Here is an 18185-nt window from a genome sequence, read left to right on the forward strand (position 1 = left end):
CGATATCCGGTCATCGCGACCGCCTGTCCGTCACCATGCCTGGAGCCGCACCGATGAAGGCACTTGTCAAGCAGCATGCCGAGCCGGGCCTCTGGCTCATGGACGTGCCGGAGCCGGAGACCGGAGCGGGCGACGTGCTGATCAAGGTGCTGCGCACCGGCATCTGCGGCACCGATCTGCACATCAGGTCCTGGGACGGCTGGGCCCAGCAGGCCGTGACCACCCCGCGTGTCCTCGGGCACGAGTTCGTCGGCGAGGTCGCCGCGATCGGCTCGGACGTCCAGGACATCGCCGTCGGCGACATCGTCAGCGGCGAGGGCCATCTGGTGTGCGGCAAGTGCCGCAACTGCCTCGCCGGCCGCCGTCACCTGTGCCGCAGCACCATCGGCCTCGGCGTCGGCCGCGACGGGGCGTTCGCCGAGTTCGTGTCGCTGCCCGCCTCCAACGTGTGGGTGCACCGCACCAAGGTGGACCTCGACGTCGCCGCCATCTTCGACCCCTTCGGCAACGCGGTGCACACCGCGCTCTCCTTCCCTCTCGTAGGGGAGGACGTACTGATCACCGGTGCCGGCCCCATCGGGATAATGGCCGCGGCGGTCGCCCGGCACGCCGGCGCGCGCAATGTCGTCATCACCGATGTCAGCGAGTCCAGGCTCGCACTGGCCCGCAAGGTCGGCGCGACCCTCGCGGTCAACGTCGCGGAGACCGACATCGCCGCGGCGCAGCGACAGCTCGGTCTCAAGGAGGGCTTCGACATCGGCCTGGAGATGTCCGGCCGCCCCGAAGCCGTACGCGACATGGTCGACAACATGACGCACGGCGGCCGCATCGCGATGCTCGGCCTGCCCGCCCAGGAGTTCGCCGTCGACTGGTCGAAGATCGTCACCTCGATGATCACCATCAAGGGCATCTACGGACGGGAGATGTTCGAGACGTGGTACGCGATGACCGTCCTGCTCGAAGGCGGTCTCGACCTCAGCCCCGTGATCACCGGCACCTACGGCTACCAGGACTTCGACGCGGCCTTCGACGAGGCCGCCACCGCCCGCAGCGGCAAGATCATCCTCGACTGGACCGTCTGAGTCCCGTATCCCCGCGTCCGAGCCCCAGACCTAGGAGAACCCCTCATGTACGCGTCCGTCCGCGACGACCTGCGTGCCACGATCGACGAGATCCGCGATGCCGGTCTCTACAAGCCCGAGCGCGTCATCGGCACCCCGCAGAGTGCCTCGGTCGCCGTCACCGCGGGCGGCGCCCCGGGCGACGTCCTCAACTTCTGTGCCAACAACTATCTGGGTCTCGCCGACCACCCCGAGGTCGTCGCCGCGGCAAAGGACGCCCTCGACCGCTGGGGCTACGGCATGGCGTCGGTCCGCTTCATCTGCGGCACCCAGGAGATCCACAAGGAACTCGAGCAGCGCCTTGCGGCGTTCCTCGGCCAGGAGGACACGATCCTCTACTCCTCCTGCTTCGACGCCAACGGCGGCGTGTTCGAGACGCTCCTCGGCCCCGAGGACGCCGTCATCTCCGACGCCCTCAACCACGCCTCCATCATCGATGGCATCCGCCTCTCCAAGGCGCGCCGCCACCGCTACGCCAATCGCGACCTCGCCGACCTCGAGCAGCAGCTCAAGGAGACGCAGGACGCCCGCCGCCGCCTGATCGTCACTGACGGCGTCTTCTCCATGGACGGCTATGTCGCCCCGCTCGCCGAGATCTGCGACCTTGCCGACCGATACGACGCCATGGTCATGGTCGACGACTCGCACGCCGTCGGCTTCGTCGGCGCCGGCGGCCGCGGCACGCCCGAACTGCACGGCGTGATGGACCGCGTCGACATCATCACCGGCACCCTCGGCAAGGCCCTCGGCGGCGCTTCCGGCGGCTACGTCGCCGCCCGCGCGGAGATCGTCGAGCTGCTGCGCCAGCGCTCGCGCCCGTACCTCTTCTCCAACTCCCTCGCCCCGGTGATCGCCGCCGCCTCCCTCAAGGTCCTCGACCTCCTGGAGTCCGCCGGCGACCTGCGGGACAAGCTCGCCGCCAACACCAAGCTCTTCCGCACCGAGATGGCGGCGGCCGGTTTCGAGATCCTGCCGGGCGACCACGCCATCGCTCCCGTCATGATCGGCGACGCCGCCGAAGCCGGACGCATGGCGGAGCTGCTGCTCGAGCGCGGCGTCTACGTCATCGGCTTCTCCTACCCGGTCGTCCCGATGGGACAGGCCCGGATCCGCGTCCAGCTGTCGGCGGCGCACTCCACCGAGGACGTGACGCGGGCGGTGGCGGCCTTCGTCGACGCACGCGCGACAATGGGCGGGTGATCGACCCCCGGCGGCTGCGAATCCTGCGGGCTGTGGCGGACCACCGTACGGTGACCGCCGCGGCCTCCGCGCTCTACCTGACCCCCTCGGCCGTGTCCCAGCAGCTCAACGCGCTGGAGCAGGAAACCGGCCACGCCCTGCTGATCCGCAGCGGCAAGGGTGTGCGTCTGACGGCGGCGGGCGACATCCTGCTCACCCACACCCACGCCGTCCTGGCGCAGCTGGAACGGGCGGAGGCGGAGCTCGCCGAGTACGCGGGCGGCGTGGCCGGTGAGGTGAGCGTCGCCGCGTTCGCCACCGGCATCGCCGAGGTCGTGGCCCCGGCCATAGACCGGCTCTCGCGGACCCGCCCCGGTATTCGGGTACGCGTGCGGGACGCCGAGGGCGACGAGAGCCTGCCGCTGGTGCTCGACGGGGCGGCGGACCTCGCGGTCGCGGTGGAGTACCGGGGCGCTCCCGGTGCGGGCGACCGCCGGCTCGCCCGGGTGCCGCTGTACGCGGAACCGTTCGACGCCGTGCTGCGCGCAGACCATCCGCTCGCCACGAGGGACCGTGTGGAGCTCGCCGAGTTCGCCGACAGTGACTGGATCGGGCCCTACCCGGGCAACCCGTGCCACGACATGGTGCTGCTGGCGTGCGAGCTGGCCGGGTTCGAGCCGCGTCTGCTGCATTCCTCCGACGACTTCCGTGCCGTCGTCGCTCTCGCCGGAGCGGGCGCCGGGGTCGCGCTGGTGCCGCGTTCCGCCCTGCGCGGCATGGAACTGCGCGACACGGTCGTGCGCCCTGTCGCGGGCCCGGCGGCCACCCGCCGGGTCTTCGCCGCGGTCCGCCGTGGCGCGGAGGACCATCCGCTGATCCGGCCGGTGCTCGACGCCCTGGCTCACAACGCGCAGGGTCTGTCCACGGACTGACCGACGGCGTCCGGCGCCGGACGGGGCGCACGTGCCGCGATCAGGGGGCGGCCCCACCGTGGCAGAACCGCCGGGGCCCTCCCGGCCCGGGGCGGGCCGGCCGGGGTGCCGGGGTCTTTCGTTCGGATCCGGCCTGATCCAACGAGAGGCCCTAGGAGACCTCGGCCTCCATCGCCCTCTTCAGGTTCTCCAGTGTCGTACGGATGTTGCGGCGCTGGAACTCGGCGAAGGTGTGCCCCCGCGTCGCCAGTTTGTCGAACGTGTTGGCGACGACGTCGGGCCAGGCGCGGCGGTCGTCGATCCAGGTCTCGGTCACCCGCGTCCCGCCGTCGGCGGCGCGCTCGAAGCGGTACTCCCAGGTGGCGATGCGTCCGGGCAGGACAGGCCGCCGCCTGCCGATGGCGCGTACCCGGAACGCGAACCGCTCGCCGGGATCGGCGGCCGTGACGGTGCAGCGGGTGGTCCAGCTCACAGGCCCGCGCGTGTTGCGGCCGTCGAAGACCATGCCGACGTAGGCCTGTTCGCCACCGCTGCGCACCGTCGCGCCGCGGTTCTCGGGGCTCCAGCGCCCCATCAGCGCGGGATTGCTCACATGCGCGTAGATCATTGAGGGGGCGGCGCCGATCACGACGCTGTCCGAGACGCTGAGTATGCGGACCATGCGTACGACTCCGATCATCGTGGGCGTCCGACGCTATCGCGCCGCGTCCCGGCGTCGTGCCGAGGGGCGGCCGTGTCCAAGTCGGTGCGCATTTCAGGTGGTTGGGCAATGCGGTGCAAACGCGTACGGCATACATGGGCGGCGGCCAAGGGTGTGGCGAGGACCGTGACCGGCCGTGTTCCGGCGCCATGACAGTACGGCGGACTGCCGCTCGGGCGAACAGAGGGGCCGGGGCTCGAGCGAGAAGTCTCGGCGGGAGCACGTCGTGGCGCTTTGCGGACCGGCCCCGTGGGCAGCTTCAATACGGCCAAACCTCTCATAAGGCGCGTGATCGGAGAATCGCGATGCTTACTCATGCGGTCGACCGGGGAGTCCTGGTCGTCACGATCCGCGTCGACATCGACATCACCGCCCGGGCGGTCACGGCGGAGAACGTCGCACGTCTCGTCCGCTGCCATCTGCCGCTGCCCGTGGTCGTCGTCCTTGCGGCGCCGATGGTGGGTGCCGCCACGCTCAGCGCGGTGCTCCGCGTCCATCGCACGTGCAGCGGTCTGAGAGTCCCCCTGTCCGTCGCCACGCCGAGCGCCGCCGCACGTCGGGTGCTGAGGGCGAGCGCCGATCCCTCCCGCTTCCCGCTGGGTGTGTTCGCCACGGCCGACAGCGCGATCGCCGCGGCCGCGGCCGCCGCCACCGCCCACGACGCCTCGGCATGACAGGCGGCTCCTCGGCCTGACGGCCTGACGGCCTGACGGCGTGCGGGGCGACGGGGTCACCACTGCACCCGTGTGCGGTCACCGCGATCACCACGGTCACGGCCGTCCCGACGGTCGCGGCGGACGGCGCGCTCCGTGCCGGCCGGCGTGAGGTGAGGGGGCGCCCCGGCGGGAGGCGTGGCTCGCGGCGGCGGGGGCCCGTGCCTGCGGGGCGGGGGATCAGCCGCGTCCTCTTGTCATCTCGCGGCATCGCTATTGCAGTTGACGTGCTCGCGGTGGACACGGTCTTCTGTTGCCGTGTCCCCACTCCGCATCCAGCAGGTGGACGGTGATGCCATGCTCCGTGACTGGCAGCACGTCCACAACACGATCATCCCTTCGCACCTCCTGTCGCTCGACGAGGTCCGTGAGCGCTCCGGGCGCCACCGTCTGACCGTGGCGTACCTCGGCGACGTCCTCGTCGGCTGCTCGACCGTTCGTCCGCCGGCGGACGGCACGTCGACCGCCACGGTGATCTCCAGGGTGCTTCCCGCTCACCGTCGCCAGGGAATCGGCGGGCAGCTCTACGAGCGGGAGTTGGCAGAGGCGCGCGCACTCGGCGCGGATGTGATCGAGACGGTCGTCCTCGCGTCGAACGAGGACGGGCTCCAATTCGCCCGGTCCCGGGGGTTCACCGAGATCGAACGGTATCTGCTGCCGGGCGACAGCGTGCCCTACGTCGACCTCCGGCTGACCTGAGGGCCGGCACGCCGGGCGGCGCACCGGGTACCACGCACCGTGCGGCGCTGCGCACGACCTACGGCCGGGACGGTGACGGGCAAAGTGCGCTCGCGCCAACGCGGTTGGCCAAGATTGATATGGGCATGCCAGCAGAGCCGCGTGCCCCACACCGCCGGCCGACCAGGAGGACGCATTGCGCAGCACATCACGTCTCAGCAGAGTCTCGCTCGTTCTCGGCAGCGCCGCCGTGCTCGTCGTGGCGTCTTCCGGCAGCGCTGTCGCCGCCCCGCCGACCGCCTTGCCCGCCAACGCGGACGGACTGGAGCAGACCTTCCAGCCGGCCTACGACTACGACACGGACGGTTGCTATCCCACACCCGCCATCGGACCCGATGGGACCGTAGCCACCGGACTCGACACCGCCGGTGCGGTCAACGGCCAGTGCCGGGACGCATGGGATCTCGACAACACGAACGGATACGCGCGCCACAAGTGCAACAACGGCTGGTGCGCGGTCATGTACGGCCTCTACTTCGAAAAGGACCAGGCCGTCGCCGGCAGTGGACTCGGCGGTCATCGCCACGACTGGGAGCACGTCGTGGTGTGGGTGCAGAACGGCGAGGCGCGGTACGTGTCCACGTCCGCCCACGGCAACTTCGACATTCACGGCCGGGACCGCATCCGGTGGGACGGCACCCACCCCAAGATCGTCTACCACAAGGACGGTATAGGCACGCACTGCTTCCGGCCGGCGGGTTCCAACGACGAGCCGCCGGAGAACCACTACCACGGATGGCAGTTCCCCCGCCTCGTCGGCTGGAACGGCTACCCGGCCGGCCTGCGCGACAAGCTGAGCCAGGCTCAGTTCGGCGGCGCCGTCTTCGGCCTGAAGGACGGGAATTTCAACTACCACCTGGAGAAGGCCAAACCTGCCGGTATCCCGTTCGACCCCCACGCATGAGGACGCCCCCGGGAGCGGACACCCGCTTCACGGAGCTCCGATCCGGCACCCGACGGGGATGATCACAGGCCCGCGGCCGCACATGCCTCGATGGATGCCCGGCCCGCGGGTTCTTCACGGGCGGCCCGGCGGACCGTGCGGTGGCGCCGCACCGGCCCGGCGGAGCGGCCGCTTCAGCACGTCAGCGGTTCATCTGGTGACCGTCCACTTCTGGTTGGCGCCCCCGGTACAGGTCCAGAGCTGGAGCCGGGTTCCGTTTGCGGAGCTGTTGCCGCCGGCGTCGAGGCACTTGTTCGCCTGGGGGTTGACGATGTCGCGCGCCGCGTTGGCGTCCCATCGCTGGGCCGCCGTGCCGTTGCAGTCCCAGATCTGCACGAGGGTGCCGTCGGCGGTACCCCCGGAGGCGGCGTCGAGGCACTTGCCGAGCGCCCGGATGGTGCCGTCGGTCCCCACGCTCCACCGCTGCGCCGCGGTGCCGTTGCAGTCGTAGAGCTGTACGGGGGTGCCGTTGGCGGTGTTCGCTTCCGCCACGTCCACGCACTTGCCGCCGATGCCGGTGATCGGCCCGCCGGTCGCCGGGCTGTCACCCGTGGTGACCCGCACATGATCCACGACGAGCTGCTGGGGGAAGACGGTGCTGCCGTCGGGGTCACCGGGCCAGTAGCCGCCGACCGCGAGATTCAGGATGATGAAGAACGGCTTGTCGAACACCCATTGACGGCCGCCCAGATCGGCCGGCGTGCGGGTCTGGTAGACGTTGCCGTCCACCGACCACGTCACCTTGTTCGGCGACCAGTCGACGGCGAAGGTGTGGAAGGCGTCCGCGAAGGCCTGGCCGCCGGGGAGCGTGTATCCGGCGCCGATGCCGCCGGACCCAGAGTAGCCGGGGCCGTGCAGGGTGCCGTGGATGGTCGACGGTTCGAAGCCGACGTTCTCCATGATGTCGATCTCGCCCGAGGCGGGCCAGCCGACCTGCCCTATGTCGTTCCCGAGCATCCAGAATGCCGGCCACATGCCCTGCCCGCGCGGCACCTTCAGCCGGGCCTCGACCCGGCCGTAGGTGGTGGTGAACTTGCCCGCGGTGTTCAGCCGGGCCGAGGTGTACTCGCAACGTCCGTACCAGCACTGGTAGTTGCCGGGGTTCTCGCGGCGGGCGGTGATGACCAGGTGGCCCTGCCCGTCGAGTGCGGCGTTCCGGTTGCCGGCCGTGTAGTACTGCCGCTCGTGGTTGTTGACGTTGTCGCCGGTCTCGATCTGCCACCTGCCGCTGTCGACGGCGGCGCCGGCCGGCCCGTCGAAATCGTCGGAGAACGTGACGGCGGCGGCCTCGGCCGCCGACCGGAGAGCGGGGGCGGCCTGGAGTGACGGTGAGGGCGCGCCGGTCGCCAGGCCGGTGCCGACCGTGGCCAGGGCCAGTACGGAGACGACGGCCGCGAGCAGGCGCCGTGGGGAGCGCGGGGAGTCCATGACTCTCCCTTCCGATGCGTGAGGGAGGAAGGGGCTCCTGTCATGGATATGACAGGCTTAGTTCATTATGTGATTTAAGAAGTGAACTAAGCGAGTGTCAAGGGTTTGGTACGGACCTGGACGGGGGCGGCCTCCGAGTGCAGCCGCTCTGCAAAATCGAGCGCTTGCAATCAAATGCGTCTGCAACTATTGTCGACGCTCGTAAGGCGCACTCACAAATCTCTGAAAGGTCCTCCCATGCCTCTTGCGCTGCTGGCCCTGGCTGTCGGTGCCTTCGGCATCGGCACCACCGAGTTCGTGATCATGGGGTTGCTTCCCGAGGTCGCGGCCGACTTCGGGGTCTCGATCCCCACCTCGGGTCTGCTGGTGACCGGCTACGCCCTCGGCGTGGTCGTCGGCGCCCCGTTGATGACCGCGTTCGGTGCCAAGGTGTCCCGCAAGCGGATGCTGATGCTGCTGATGGGGCTCTTCGTCGTGGGTAACGTCCTGTCGGCCCTGGCGCCCACCTTCGGCCTGATGCTCACCGGTCGGATCGTGGCCTCCCTGGCACACGGCGCGTTCTTCGGCATCGGCTCCGTCGTGGCGGCAGGACTGGTCGCCCCGGACAAGAAGGCCGGCGCGATCGCGATGATGTTCACCGGTCTGACCGTCGCCAACGTGGTCGGCGTTCCCGGGGGGACCCTGATCGGCCAGTCCATCGGCTGGCGCACCACCTTCATGATCGTCGCCCTGCTCGGCGTCGTCGGCCTGGTCGGCATCGCCCGGCTCGTCCCCGACATGCCGAGGCCGCAGGGCGTGCGGCTGCGCGACGAGGCGGCCGCGTTCAAGAACGCGCAGGTTCTGCTGGCCATGGCGATGACCGTGCTCGGCTTCGGCGGCGTGTTCGCCGCGATCACCTACATCGCGCCGATGATGACCGAGGTCGCCGGCTTCGCAGACACATCCGTCACCTGGCTGCTCGTCCTCTTCGGAGTCGGCATGGTCGGTGGCAACCTGCTCGGCGGCAAGTACGCCGACAAGCACCTCATGCCCCTGCTCTACACGACTCTGACGGCACTGGCCGTGGTCCTCGGCCTGTTCACCGTCACCGCGCACCACAAGGTCCTGGCCGCGATCTCGATCCTCCTGATCGGCGCCCTCGGTTTCGCGACCGTGCCCCCGCTGCAAAAGCGTGTACTGGACCAGGCCCACGGTGCCCCGACCCTGGCCTCCGCCGTCAACATCGGCGCCTTCAACCTCGGCAACGCGCTGTCCGCGTGGCTCGGCGGCATCGTGATCGCCGCCGGCATGGGGCTCACCGCCCCCAACTGGGTCGGCGCCGTCCTCGCCGCGGCCGCGCTCGTCCTCGCGGTCCTCTCCGCCTTCCTCGAACGCCGGGAGTCCCGCGGAGACAGCCGTGTCGTCGCCGGGTCCACCACCGCCGATCCGGCCACCGCGACGGCCGGCACCACGCCCGCGGCCGTGACGACCGCCGCACCGGCACCGGTCACCGCGGCGCGCCGCTGATCCGCAACACCCCGGCACCGCGCCGCGCAACCGCCGGAAACAACCAGCGGAGCCAGGCCGCACACCGCCCGACGCGGTCAGCGCAATCGCATCGCGGCAACCGCGGAAAAGCGCGGCAACCGCAGAAAACACCAAGTGGAACCGCACCGCGGGCGAGGACCTCGCCGCCTGACGGCCGCGGAACCCGGCCCGGCACACCCGCCGCCGCTGTGGCATCAACTGCCGCAGCGGCGGCGGCCCATGTCCGGCCGTGTCCGGGATCAGACCACGGCGCCCGAGCGGTCCCTCGCCCTGCCGTGCTCCTTCGCCGGTTTCGCGCGTCCGGCCCCGCCGCTCCCACGTGACTCGGGGTACCGGGACTGGAGTACGAGCGCCACGGGCATCGCGGTGAAGACGGTGGACGCCATCCCCATCACCACCCCCGCGATCAGGGCGATCGAGAAGTCGGCCAGCGAGTCACCGCCCAGGACGGCCAGCGCGACGAGGACGAACAGCGCGCCCATGCCCGTGTTGACCGTCCTGGGCAGCGTCTGCGCGACGGCCCGGTCCGCCAGCAACTCCAGCGGGATCGAGCCGCCGGCCCTGCGGAGTTCCCGCAACCGGTCGAGCACCACGACCGTGTCGTTGACCGAGTAACCGACGACGGTCAGCAGCGCGGCGAGGAAGACGCTGTCCATCGGCTTGCCGAGCCAGGCGAACAGGCCCACGACGAGGGCCACGTCCTGCGCCATCGCGACGACGGCGGCCGTCGCGAACGTCCAACGGAACCGCACGGACAGGTACAGCAGTTGTGCCGCCACCGCGACGCCGAGCGCGATCAGCGCGTACAGGCGCAGCTCGCTGCCCAGACTGGGCCCGATGAGATCGTCGCGTTCCATGGTCAACTGCCCTGCCACATCGTCCAGCGCGCCGCGGATCCGCTCCTGCTCGTCGTCGCCGCTTTCCTTGGTGCGTACGGAGATCCCGTCGTCGTCGGTCGACTGCACGACCGCGTCGGGGAATCCGGCGCCGACGACCGCCTCGCGGGCCGTGTCCGCGTCGACGGACCCTTCGGCCGCGTACTGCACGACCCGGCCGCCGGTGAACTCCACCCCGAACTCCACACCGCGCAAGCCGATTCCGGCGACCGCGAGGAGCAGCAGCCCCGAGCAGATCCCGAGCCAGCGGCGCCGGCGCCGCATCAGGCGCGGCGTACGCCGGGCGAGCCGCTCACGCAGCCGCCCCGGCCGGGCCATGCCGGTCAGCCCGGGACGGTGCCGGACGTACGGGACGCTCAGCGCCCACTCGGCGAGCAGCCGCGTGATCAGCATGGCCGAGACCATCGATGCCAGCACGCCGATCGCGAGTGTCACACCGAAGCCCTTCACCGGGCCGGTCGCGAACACGAACAACAGCCCGGCGGCCAGCAGCGTGGTGATGTTCGAGTCGGCCACGGCGCTCCACGCCTTGCCGAACCCGGTGCGCAGCGAGGACTTCAGGTCGCGCCGCCGGGCGCCGCCCCGGCCTCCGCGGCGGTTGAACTCCTCTCGTGCGCGTTCGAAGACGAGCACGTTGGCGTCCACGGCGATTCCGATGGCCAGCGCGAACCCGGCGAGTCCCGGCAGGGTGAGCGTCGCGCCGAGGGCCACGACGGCCGCGTACGAGATCAGCCCGTACAGCGCGAGCGCCACCGTGGCGAGGAGGCCGAGGAGCCGGTACACGACGATGACGAACAGGCCGGTGCAGAGAAGTCCGATCACCGCTGCCGCCGCGCTGGCCCGGACGGCCTCCGCGCCCAGGGTCGGCCCCACGGTGCTCTGTTCCACGGTCGTCACCGGCACGGGCAGCGCGCCGCCTTTGACCAGGGCGGCCAGGTCGCGGGCCTCGTCCGGGGTGAACCCGCCGGTGATCTGCGCGGATCCGCCGGTGATGCCCGCACCGCAGGGCACGCTGCTCTGCATGCCAGGCGCCGACACCACCGCGTCGTCAAGGACGATCGCAACCCTGCGCGCGGGATCGGCGGGCGCCGCGCAGGCCGCCTCGCCCGTGATGCGGGCCCACTGCTTCGCCGCGTCGCCGCGGAAGGAGAGGTCGACACTCCAGCCGCGGCCCTCGAGGGTGTCGAGCACCGCCTCCGCGTCCTCGACCCCGTCACCGGTGAGGGCGGGCGGGCCGAGCCGCAGGAACTGCCCCGGTGCGTCGGGGTCGGCAAGGAGGCGCGAGCCGTCCTTCACGGGAGCGCCCCCGGGCCCTTCAGAGGTGCCGGTGACGGGGTGGAAGGTCAGCTGCGCGGTGCGGCCGATGACCTTCGCGGCCTCACGCGGGTCCTTCAGGCCGGGAAGTTCGACGATGATGCGCCGCTCACCGGAGCGCGCGAGGGAGGGCTCGGTAACGCCGAGGCCGTCGACGCGCCGGCGCAGCACCTCCATCGCCCGGTCGGTGGCCTCCCGGTCGGCGGTCACAGTGGGGGAGTCCCGGGTCTCGAGGACGATGCGGGTTCCGCCCCGCAGGTCCAGGCCGAGCCGGGCCGGTGTGGTCAGGGCGACGTACAGGGACACGGCGACGACGGCGAGCGCGATCAGCGCCCGCCAGAACGTTGCGCGAGATGACATGGGTGCTCCACGGGCAGCACGCAGGCGCGCCCGGCGCCTGCGCTGAATGGGACGCGAGGAAGAGGACGTCACGCGCACCCGTCCGCGGACACGCCGCGGTGCCGGACGGCGGACGCCTTGGGGCCCTGGCGGCGGATCGGCCCGGTACAGGCCCCGGAACGTCAGCTGCGCCGGGTGGAGGGGGGACCGCGGGTGTGCCGCGGGTCGTACACGCCGGAGGGCGGAGCCCGCTCCTGGCGCGGGCCGGCCGTCTCACGGCCGTACAGAGGATGGGCGTGCGCGGACACCGGAGCACCCGGCAGCGCCGGGGGAGTGCCGGGCGGCCGCTCAGTGTTCTCCGCGGTCAGTAGTTGAGGGACCGCCGCGACAGGCCGGGCCTGGAGCGTGTTCGGCACGGTCCGGTGCGCCGCGACGGGGCGGAGGGGGGCTCCCGCGATCGCTTTGGCAGGCGCCACCGCGACGGGGCCGGCGACGGGCTGCGCACCGTGGTCGGCGGCGCCGGTGAGAAGGAGGAACACCGACCAGACGCAGAAGAGGGCCGCCGGCAGTGCGGTCCCGAGGACGAGCCGGACCCGTCTCCCCATCCCGCCCTCCCTCACACGTCGTCGCTCCCTGGGGACGTCCGGAATCCGGCCGGACGTCTGCCGCCGCTCAGCCTAGAGCCTGGCGGGTGGACCACCGCCGCGGGTGCCGGTCTCCGGGGAGTGTCCGAAGGGTGGAACACCTGATGGACGGCTCCGGCGCACCACGCGTCCCGTGGCTTACGATCTCGGCGGACGGTCGCGGACCGCGGCCTTCCGTGTCCCCCCACTCCTGGAGGTCATCGTGTTCGGGACGGCCAGCGGCCATCGCAGCCACCGCAGCAGCTTCCGCGTCCGCGCCACAGCCGGTGCCGTGGCCGCCGGGATGTTCCTCGCCGTCGGATGCGGCTCCTCCGACGAAGGACCGGGCGAGGCCGCGGGAGGCGTCCCCGTGGTCGAGAAGGGCAAACTGACCACCTGCACCCACCTGCCCTACCCGCCGTTCCAGTTCGAGCAGGGCGGCAAGGTCGTCGGCTTCGACGTCGCGCTGATCGACCTGGTGGCGAAGAACCTCGGCGTCGAGCAGAAGATCCTCGACACGCCGTTCGAGAACTTCAAGACCGGCGCGTTCCTCAACTCCGGGGAGTGCGACCTCGCCGCGGCCGGTATGACCATCACCGACGACCGCAAGAAGAACGTGGACTTCTCCGTCCCCTACTTCGACGCGACCCAGGCACTGCTGGCGACCAAGAAGAGCGGCGTGACGTCGCTCGACGAGGTCAAGTCGGGGAAGAAGAAGCTCGGCGCGCAGGCGGAAACCACCGGGGAGAGCTACGCCAAGAGTCAGGGCTTCGACCCCGTCGCCTTCGAGAGCTCGGACGCGGTGCTGAACGGGCTGCGCACCGGCCAGGTCGACGCGGTGATCATCGACTATCCCGTCGTGCAGGGCTGGCTCAAGGACGAGGCGAACGCCGCCCAGTTCGCCCTCGGCCAGAACATCGAGACCGGTGAGCAGTACGGCTTCTCGGTGAAGAAGGGCAACGACAAGCTGCGGGCCGCCATTGACAAGGCGATCCAGGACGCCCGGGCCGACGGCACCTACGACAAGCTCTACAAGCAGTGGATCGGCCCGCTGCCCAAGGCGCAGTCGTGACCTCACGCCTCACCCGCCGCCAGCGGCGGCGGGTGTCGCAGGGCATCCAGTACGCGGTCTTCGTCGCGGCGCTCGTCGTGATCGGCCTGCTGGCCGACTGGGACCGTCTGCAGAACCAGTTCGCGCAGAAGGACCTCGCCTCCGAGCTGTTTCCCGCCATCATCACCACCGCGCTGCGCAACACGGTGGTCTACACGGTGTCCGGTTTCGTCTTCGGCCTGGTGCTCGGTCTGGTCATCGCGCTGATGCGGTTGTCGTCGGTCGCCCCCTACAGGTGGGTGGCGGGCATCTACATCGAGATCTTCCGCGGTCTTCCCGCACTGCTGATCTTCATCTTCGTGGGTGTGGCCGTGCCGCTGGCCTTTCCCGGCACCGAGATCCCCGGCGGCACCTACGGCAAGGTCGCCCTCGGTCTCGGTCTGGTCGCCGCCGCCTACATGGCGGAGACGATCAGGGCTGGCATCCAGGCGGTGCCCAAGGGGCAGATGGAGGCCGCCAGGTCGCTGGGCTTCTCGCACGCCAGGGCCATGGTCTCGGTGATCATTCCGCAGGCGTTCCGGATCGTCATTCCCCCGCTCACCAACGAACTGGTCCTGCTCTTCAAGGACTCCTCGCTGGTGCTGTTCCTCGGAGTCACCCTCGAGGAGCGTGAGCTGACGAAGTTCGGCAGGGATCTCGCCAGCCAGACCGCCAGCTCCACGCCGATCCTCGTCGCGGGGCTCTGCTACCTCCTGGTGACCGTGCCGCTCAGCTTCGTGGTGCGCCGCCTCGAGACCCGCGCCGACAAGGCGAGGTGAGGGTTCACATGCCGGTCGGGTCACAGTCGTCGGGAAGCGGGAGCAGCGGGATCATGGACAGTTCGGACCGTTCCGAGATCGAGATCCGGGGCCTGCACAAGTCGTTCGGTGACAACCATGTGCTGCGCGGCATCGACCTCGACATCGGCAGGGGCGAGGTGGTGTGCGTCATCGGCCCGTCCGGTTCCGGCAAGTCGACGCTGCTGCGCTGTGTGAACCTGCTGGAGGAGCCGACCGCCGGCCAGGTGTTCGTGGGCGGCACGGAGGTCACCGACCTCGATGTCGACATCGACGCCGTGCGCCGCCGGATCGGCATGGTCTTCCAGCAGTTCAACCTCTTCCCGCACATCAGCGTCACGGAGAACCTCACGCTGCCGCAGCGGCGGGTCCTGCGCAGGGACAAGGCGAAGGCCGCGGAGGTGGCGCGGCACAACCTGGAGCGGGTGGGCCTCTCCGACAAGGCCGACGCCTTTCCGTCGCAGCTCTCCGGCGGCCAGCAGCAGCGGGTGGCGATCGCCCGCGCGCTGAGCATGGGACCGGAGGTGATGCTCTTCGACGAGCCGACCTCCGCGCTCGACCCGGAGCTGGTGGGCGACGTCCTCGCGGTCATGCGCCAACTGGCGGCCGAGGGCATGACGATGATGGTGGTCACCCATGAGATGAGCTTCGCCAGGGAGGTCGCCGACCGCGTGGTCTTCATGGACGACGGTGTGATCGTCGAGGAGGGGCCGGCGGAACGGGTCGTGGGCGACCCGCAGCACGAACGCACCCGCAACTTCCTGATGCGCATCCTGGATCCGGCCGCCGCGGAACAGCCGGGGGAGACCGGCTCGGAAGGCCCCGCCAAGGAGCTGTGATCCGCGCACGGGCACTGCCCGGTGCCCCGGCCGGGCGGGGGCGTTCCCGGCCGGGGCCGCGCGGATCAGCGTCCCGGGCACTCCTTCCAGGCCAGGTGATAGATGGTGCTGATGTCGCCGTCGGTGGAGTCCATGGTCATGAAGCTGGTCTGCGACGGGTCCGACGTGCCGGCATTGACCCGCAGTTCCGTGTTGATGTTGAAGTTGCGCTGGACACCGCAGGGCGCCCACACAAGCTGCGCCCAGTCCGTCTCGTCCGTGGCCTGCCAGTTGTCGTCGTACGGGCCGCGGAACGAGTGCGTGCGTGACTCGGTGTTCGGCGAGCCCTGGAAGTAGTACGACGCCTTCTCGGTGCTGCTCGCGCCGGGCTGGAGCGAGGCATAGCCTCTGTAGTCGGCGCTGGCGACCGCGTATGTGAAGCCGTGCGGCACGTGCACGATCAGATTGAGCTGGCAGTTCTTGCGGAACGCGGTGCTGGGGGCGCCGCCGCCGACCTGGGCGAGGTAGTCGCTGTACGTCACGGTGAAGGCCGTGTTGTCCTGTGAGACGGCGACGGCGGCCGTCCCCGCGGGACATCCGGAGCCGTTGACCGTCGCCACCTCGATCACGATCTTGTCCGGCGGGGGGTCGGTGATGACGGACGGGCTCTGTTGCGAGGGGATCGCGGAGGCGAGCAGCGCGGCCAACGCTCCGCTCACCAGCAGTCCACCGGTCATGGTTCTCCAATCCATTGCTGTCAGTGCCGGGCGGTCCGGGCATGGGGATGCCCGGCCGTCAGGTGGGGGGTGCGGCCGTCCGCTCGCGTGGCGTGGGCCGTCACGGACCAAATGCGCTGGACCGTCCTGTGATTCGGCCGTGCGTGCCGGACTTGTTGAAACGTCATGCACATGACATTAGTGGCCGAGGCTCCCGGGCGTTCGCGGCCCGGGAGTTGGTCGAATGGTAGAAACCCATGGGGGGAAGGACCAGAGCGATGTCCGGCCATTCGGCGGGCCTGCCCGGCGGCGGCCTTCGGCTCAATCCAGCAGTCGCAGAGAGGTGTCCGCGATGCCGAGCGACACCGACTGTCCCCATGTGACGCTCAGGGCGTCGCTCTCCATGCCGTCGCCGAAGACGACCAGCCGGTCCGACTCCACCGTGATCCGGAGCCGTTGCCCGCGGCCGAGCACACCGGCCACCCGGCGCGTCCCGGTCGTGGGGGACGGCCAGGCCTCTCTGACGAACCACGCGAGCCGCGCCTCCGCGGGACCGGGCAGCGCGAGGGTGCTGCCCCGCTCCTGCCACAGTGAGCGCAGCCAGCCGGTCGCGCCCGTCCCCGTGCCCACCAGCACGCCCGACGACGCCTGGGCCTCCCCGCCCGATTCCTTTCCTCCGGACCCCTCCCCGCCTGGTCCCTCGCCGTCCTCGTCCAGCCGGTAACGGGCGGTCTGGTGCCCGGGTCGCCCGAGATAGATCTCGTTCAGCGCCGGCAGCCGCTGGGTGTCGTCGGCGACCGCCTCCACCATGGTCAGCTCGTCCGCCGAGCGTCCGGGCAGCGCGGCAGAGCGGAGCAGCCGCCGGGCGTCCTCGACGCGATGGCGCACCAGGACCCCCGGATTGCGGCCCGGTTCCGTGTCGATCCCCACGACGGGCTGGCCCGACAGGTACTTGGCGGTGTTGGCCACCAGTCCGTCCTGTCCCACTACGACCACCACGTCCTCGGGTGCGAACAGGAACCGGTCGAGGTCGCCCCGCTCCACCCTGGTCTGCCGCCACTGGAGCGGAACGGCGGCCGCCACCGCCGCCAGCGCCTGCTGCGCCCGATGGTGCCGCCGGGCCACGTCGCGGATGCTCCGGCCCCGCGACGCGAGGAAGAAGTCGGCCTGGCCATGGGTCCCGTGCCGCGCGAGCAACTCCTCGTACTCGGTGGTCCGGTGCACCAGGACGGCCCGCGGGGCCAGACTCACGATCCGCCTCCGCCGCCGGCCCCGCCCGGCTGCTGCTGCCCGCCGAGCCGGGCGAGCAGGCCGGTGAGAACGTCGGGGGACAGGGTGAGACTGTCGATCCGCGGCAAATTGTCGGCGAGCCGGGTGACCGCCAGGGCGTGCAGGGTGGCGGGATCCACGTCGCCGTGCACCCGCAGCCAGGCCGCCTGGGCCCCGGCCCGTGCCGCGCCGACTGCCTCCGCGGCCTCGGCCTCCGCCCGGGCGAGGCGCACCTTCCGCTTCGCCTCCGCCTCCGCCCGCACCGCGTCGGCCGCCGCGCTCTCCTCGGCCTGACGTCGTGCGTTGGTGCCGTTCTGCTCGACCAACTGCTCCTCGCGACGGGCCAGTTCGATCTTGCTGGCGAGTTCGTTCTCCGCGATGGCGCGCTCGCGCTCCACGGCGACCGCCCTGCGTTCGTACGTCGCGCGGTCCGCCTCCTGCTGGATCTGCTCGCGTGCCGGGGTCCGCAGGGCGCGCTCGACCTCCGGCTCCGGCCGGATCGCCACGACCCGCACGGCCACCACCTCGATACCCGTCGCAGGCAGCCGGGGCTCCGCGGCCAGCCCCTCCGTGATGCGCCCGCGTACGGATGCGACTCCGTCGGCGAGCGCCGACGACAGCGGGGTGCGCGCGAGCACGTCGAGCGCGTGCTGCTGCGCGGTCTCCGTGAGCAGGGTGGCGATCTGCTCCAGCGGTGCGGCGCGCCACGCCCCGGTGTCCGGGTCGATGGAGAAGTCCAGACGGGCGGCGGCTGTCGACGGCTCGCTGATGCGGTACGTCACGGTGGCCTGCACCGAGACGTCCTGGAAGTCGGCGGTGCGGGCGTGGAACGCCACGGCCAGCTCGCGGTCGTCGACCGGTACTTCGGAGAGCGCGGCGGTGAGCGCGCGGAACCAGAAGCTCAGGCCCGTGCCGTCGTGGGCGAGGCGTCCGCGCCTGTGGTGGCGGACGTGGGCGGTGGGTGCGGCGCGCAAGTGGCGCCAGCCGAGACGTGCGGTGATGTCGGCCATGACAGGACCCCCTCTTTTCGTCTCTGTGACGA

At 70.9% G+C, this 18185-nt stretch carries 17 protein-coding genes; 10 read left to right on the forward strand and 7 right to left on the reverse strand.

What is annotated here, in order from left to right; translation table 11 throughout:
- The first annotated feature begins 53 nt into the window (after nucleotides 1-53).
- The 3 genes from tdh to MDN94_RS24790 are packed head-to-tail and all read left to right on the forward strand — an operon-like array spanning nucleotide 54 to nucleotide 3232.
- Nucleotides 54-1082 carry an L-threonine 3-dehydrogenase gene (gene tdh, locus MDN94_RS24780; RefSeq protein WP_482728052.1) on the forward strand — a complete coding sequence of 343 codons (1029 nt, stop codon included), beginning with the start codon at nucleotides 54-56 and terminating at the stop codon, nucleotides 1080-1082.
- A 45-nt stretch (nucleotides 1083-1127) separates the two neighbouring features.
- On the forward strand, nucleotides 1128-2321 hold the full coding sequence (locus MDN94_RS24785; RefSeq protein WP_482728053.1) for a glycine C-acetyltransferase: 1194 nt from the start codon (nucleotides 1128-1130) through the stop codon (nucleotides 2319-2321).
- Nucleotides 2318-3232, forward strand: coding sequence for a LysR family transcriptional regulator (locus tag MDN94_RS24790; protein ID WP_482728054.1), 915 nt, complete (start codon nucleotides 2318-2320; stop codon nucleotides 3230-3232). The genes MDN94_RS24785 and MDN94_RS24790 overlap by 4 nt, the downstream gene beginning before the upstream one ends.
- A 151-nt stretch (nucleotides 3233-3383) precedes the next feature.
- Here MDN94_RS24790 and MDN94_RS24795 read toward each other — a convergent pair whose 3' ends face one another.
- Nucleotides 3384-3893 (reverse strand): SRPBCC family protein, encoded by a 510-nt coding sequence (locus MDN94_RS24795; RefSeq protein ID WP_482728055.1) that lies wholly within the window; start codon nucleotides 3891-3893, stop codon nucleotides 3384-3386.
- Nucleotides 3894-4237: 344 nt separating this feature from the next.
- On the opposite strand from MDN94_RS24795, the gene MDN94_RS24800 reads away from it, so the two are divergent.
- From MDN94_RS24800 to MDN94_RS24810, 3 genes are all read left to right on the forward strand, one after another.
- Complete coding sequence (locus MDN94_RS24800) at nucleotides 4238-4606, forward strand: hypothetical protein (RefSeq protein WP_482728056.1); 369 nt, start codon at nucleotides 4238-4240, stop codon at nucleotides 4604-4606.
- A 297-nt stretch (nucleotides 4607-4903) separates the two neighbouring features.
- Complete coding sequence (locus MDN94_RS24805; protein ID WP_482728057.1) at nucleotides 4904-5344, forward strand: GNAT family N-acetyltransferase; 441 nt, start codon at nucleotides 4904-4906, stop codon at nucleotides 5342-5344.
- Between the two features lie 175 nt (nucleotides 5345-5519).
- A complete protein-coding gene (locus MDN94_RS24810) occupies nucleotides 5520-6287 on the forward strand; it encodes an NPP1 family protein (RefSeq protein ID WP_482728058.1) in 768 nt (255 codons plus the stop codon).
- A 189-nt stretch (nucleotides 6288-6476) separates the two neighbouring features.
- Here MDN94_RS24810 and MDN94_RS24815 read toward each other — a convergent pair whose 3' ends face one another.
- Nucleotides 6477-7754 (reverse strand): ricin-type beta-trefoil lectin domain protein, encoded by a 1278-nt coding sequence (locus tag MDN94_RS24815; protein ID WP_482728059.1) that lies wholly within the window; start codon nucleotides 7752-7754, stop codon nucleotides 6477-6479.
- Nucleotides 7755-7991: 237 nt separating this feature from the next.
- Between MDN94_RS24815 and MDN94_RS24820 the strand changes: the two genes are divergently transcribed.
- Nucleotides 7992-9260 carry an MFS transporter gene (locus tag MDN94_RS24820; protein ID WP_482728060.1) on the forward strand — a complete coding sequence of 423 codons (1269 nt, stop codon included), beginning with the start codon at nucleotides 7992-7994 and terminating at the stop codon, nucleotides 9258-9260.
- Nucleotides 9261-9520: 260 nt separating this feature from the next.
- Here MDN94_RS24820 and secD read toward each other — a convergent pair whose 3' ends face one another.
- Both secD and MDN94_RS24830 read right to left on the reverse strand, forming a co-directional pair.
- Complete coding sequence (gene secD / locus MDN94_RS24825) at nucleotides 9521-11851, reverse strand: protein translocase subunit SecD (RefSeq protein ID WP_482728061.1); 2331 nt, start codon at nucleotides 11849-11851, stop codon at nucleotides 9521-9523.
- A gap of 161 nt (nucleotides 11852-12012) precedes the next feature.
- Nucleotides 12013-12435: a hypothetical protein gene (locus MDN94_RS24830; RefSeq protein WP_482728062.1), complete on the reverse strand. Its 423-nt coding sequence runs from the start codon at nucleotides 12433-12435 to the stop codon at nucleotides 12013-12015.
- A gap of 322 nt (nucleotides 12436-12757) precedes the next feature.
- Here MDN94_RS24830 and MDN94_RS24835 point away from each other — a divergent pair, with 322 nt between their 5' ends.
- From MDN94_RS24835 to MDN94_RS24845, 3 genes are read left to right on the forward strand one after another with little or no spacing between them, the layout of a single operon-like run.
- The gene (locus MDN94_RS24835) at nucleotides 12758-13525 is read left to right on the forward strand and encodes an ABC transporter substrate-binding protein (protein WP_482728235.1); all 768 of its coding nucleotides are present in this window, start codon (nucleotides 12758-12760) and stop codon (nucleotides 13523-13525) included.
- Complete coding sequence (locus MDN94_RS24840) at nucleotides 13492-14322, forward strand: amino acid ABC transporter permease (protein ID WP_482728063.1); 831 nt, start codon at nucleotides 13492-13494, stop codon at nucleotides 14320-14322. Before MDN94_RS24835 ends, MDN94_RS24840 begins: the two co-directional genes overlap by 34 nt.
- Before the next feature lie 53 nt (nucleotides 14323-14375).
- Nucleotides 14376-15179: an amino acid ABC transporter ATP-binding protein gene (locus MDN94_RS24845; RefSeq protein WP_482728064.1), complete on the forward strand. Its 804-nt coding sequence runs from the start codon at nucleotides 14376-14378 to the stop codon at nucleotides 15177-15179.
- A 65-nt stretch (nucleotides 15180-15244) separates the two neighbouring features.
- Here the strand turns inward: MDN94_RS24845 and MDN94_RS24850 are convergent, their stop codons facing one another.
- The 3 genes from MDN94_RS24850 to MDN94_RS24860 all read right to left on the reverse strand — a co-directional run bounded on the left by MDN94_RS24850 (nucleotide 15245) and on the right by MDN94_RS24860 (nucleotide 18153).
- Complete coding sequence (locus tag MDN94_RS24850; protein WP_482728065.1) at nucleotides 15245-15895, reverse strand: DUF4360 domain-containing protein; 651 nt, start codon at nucleotides 15893-15895, stop codon at nucleotides 15245-15247.
- A 300-nt stretch (nucleotides 15896-16195) separates the two neighbouring features.
- Entirely contained in the window at nucleotides 16196-17125 is a 930-nt protein-coding gene (locus MDN94_RS24855; RefSeq protein ID WP_482728066.1) for a hypothetical protein, read from the reverse strand.
- The gene (locus MDN94_RS24860; protein ID WP_482728067.1) at nucleotides 17122-18153 is read right to left on the reverse strand and encodes an SPFH domain-containing protein; all 1032 of its coding nucleotides are present in this window, start codon (nucleotides 18151-18153) and stop codon (nucleotides 17122-17124) included. The genes MDN94_RS24855 and MDN94_RS24860 overlap by 4 nt, the downstream gene beginning before the upstream one ends.
- Nucleotides 18154-18185 lie beyond the last annotated feature (32 nt).

The organism is Streptomyces sp. WAC00040 (genome assembly GCF_056835925.1).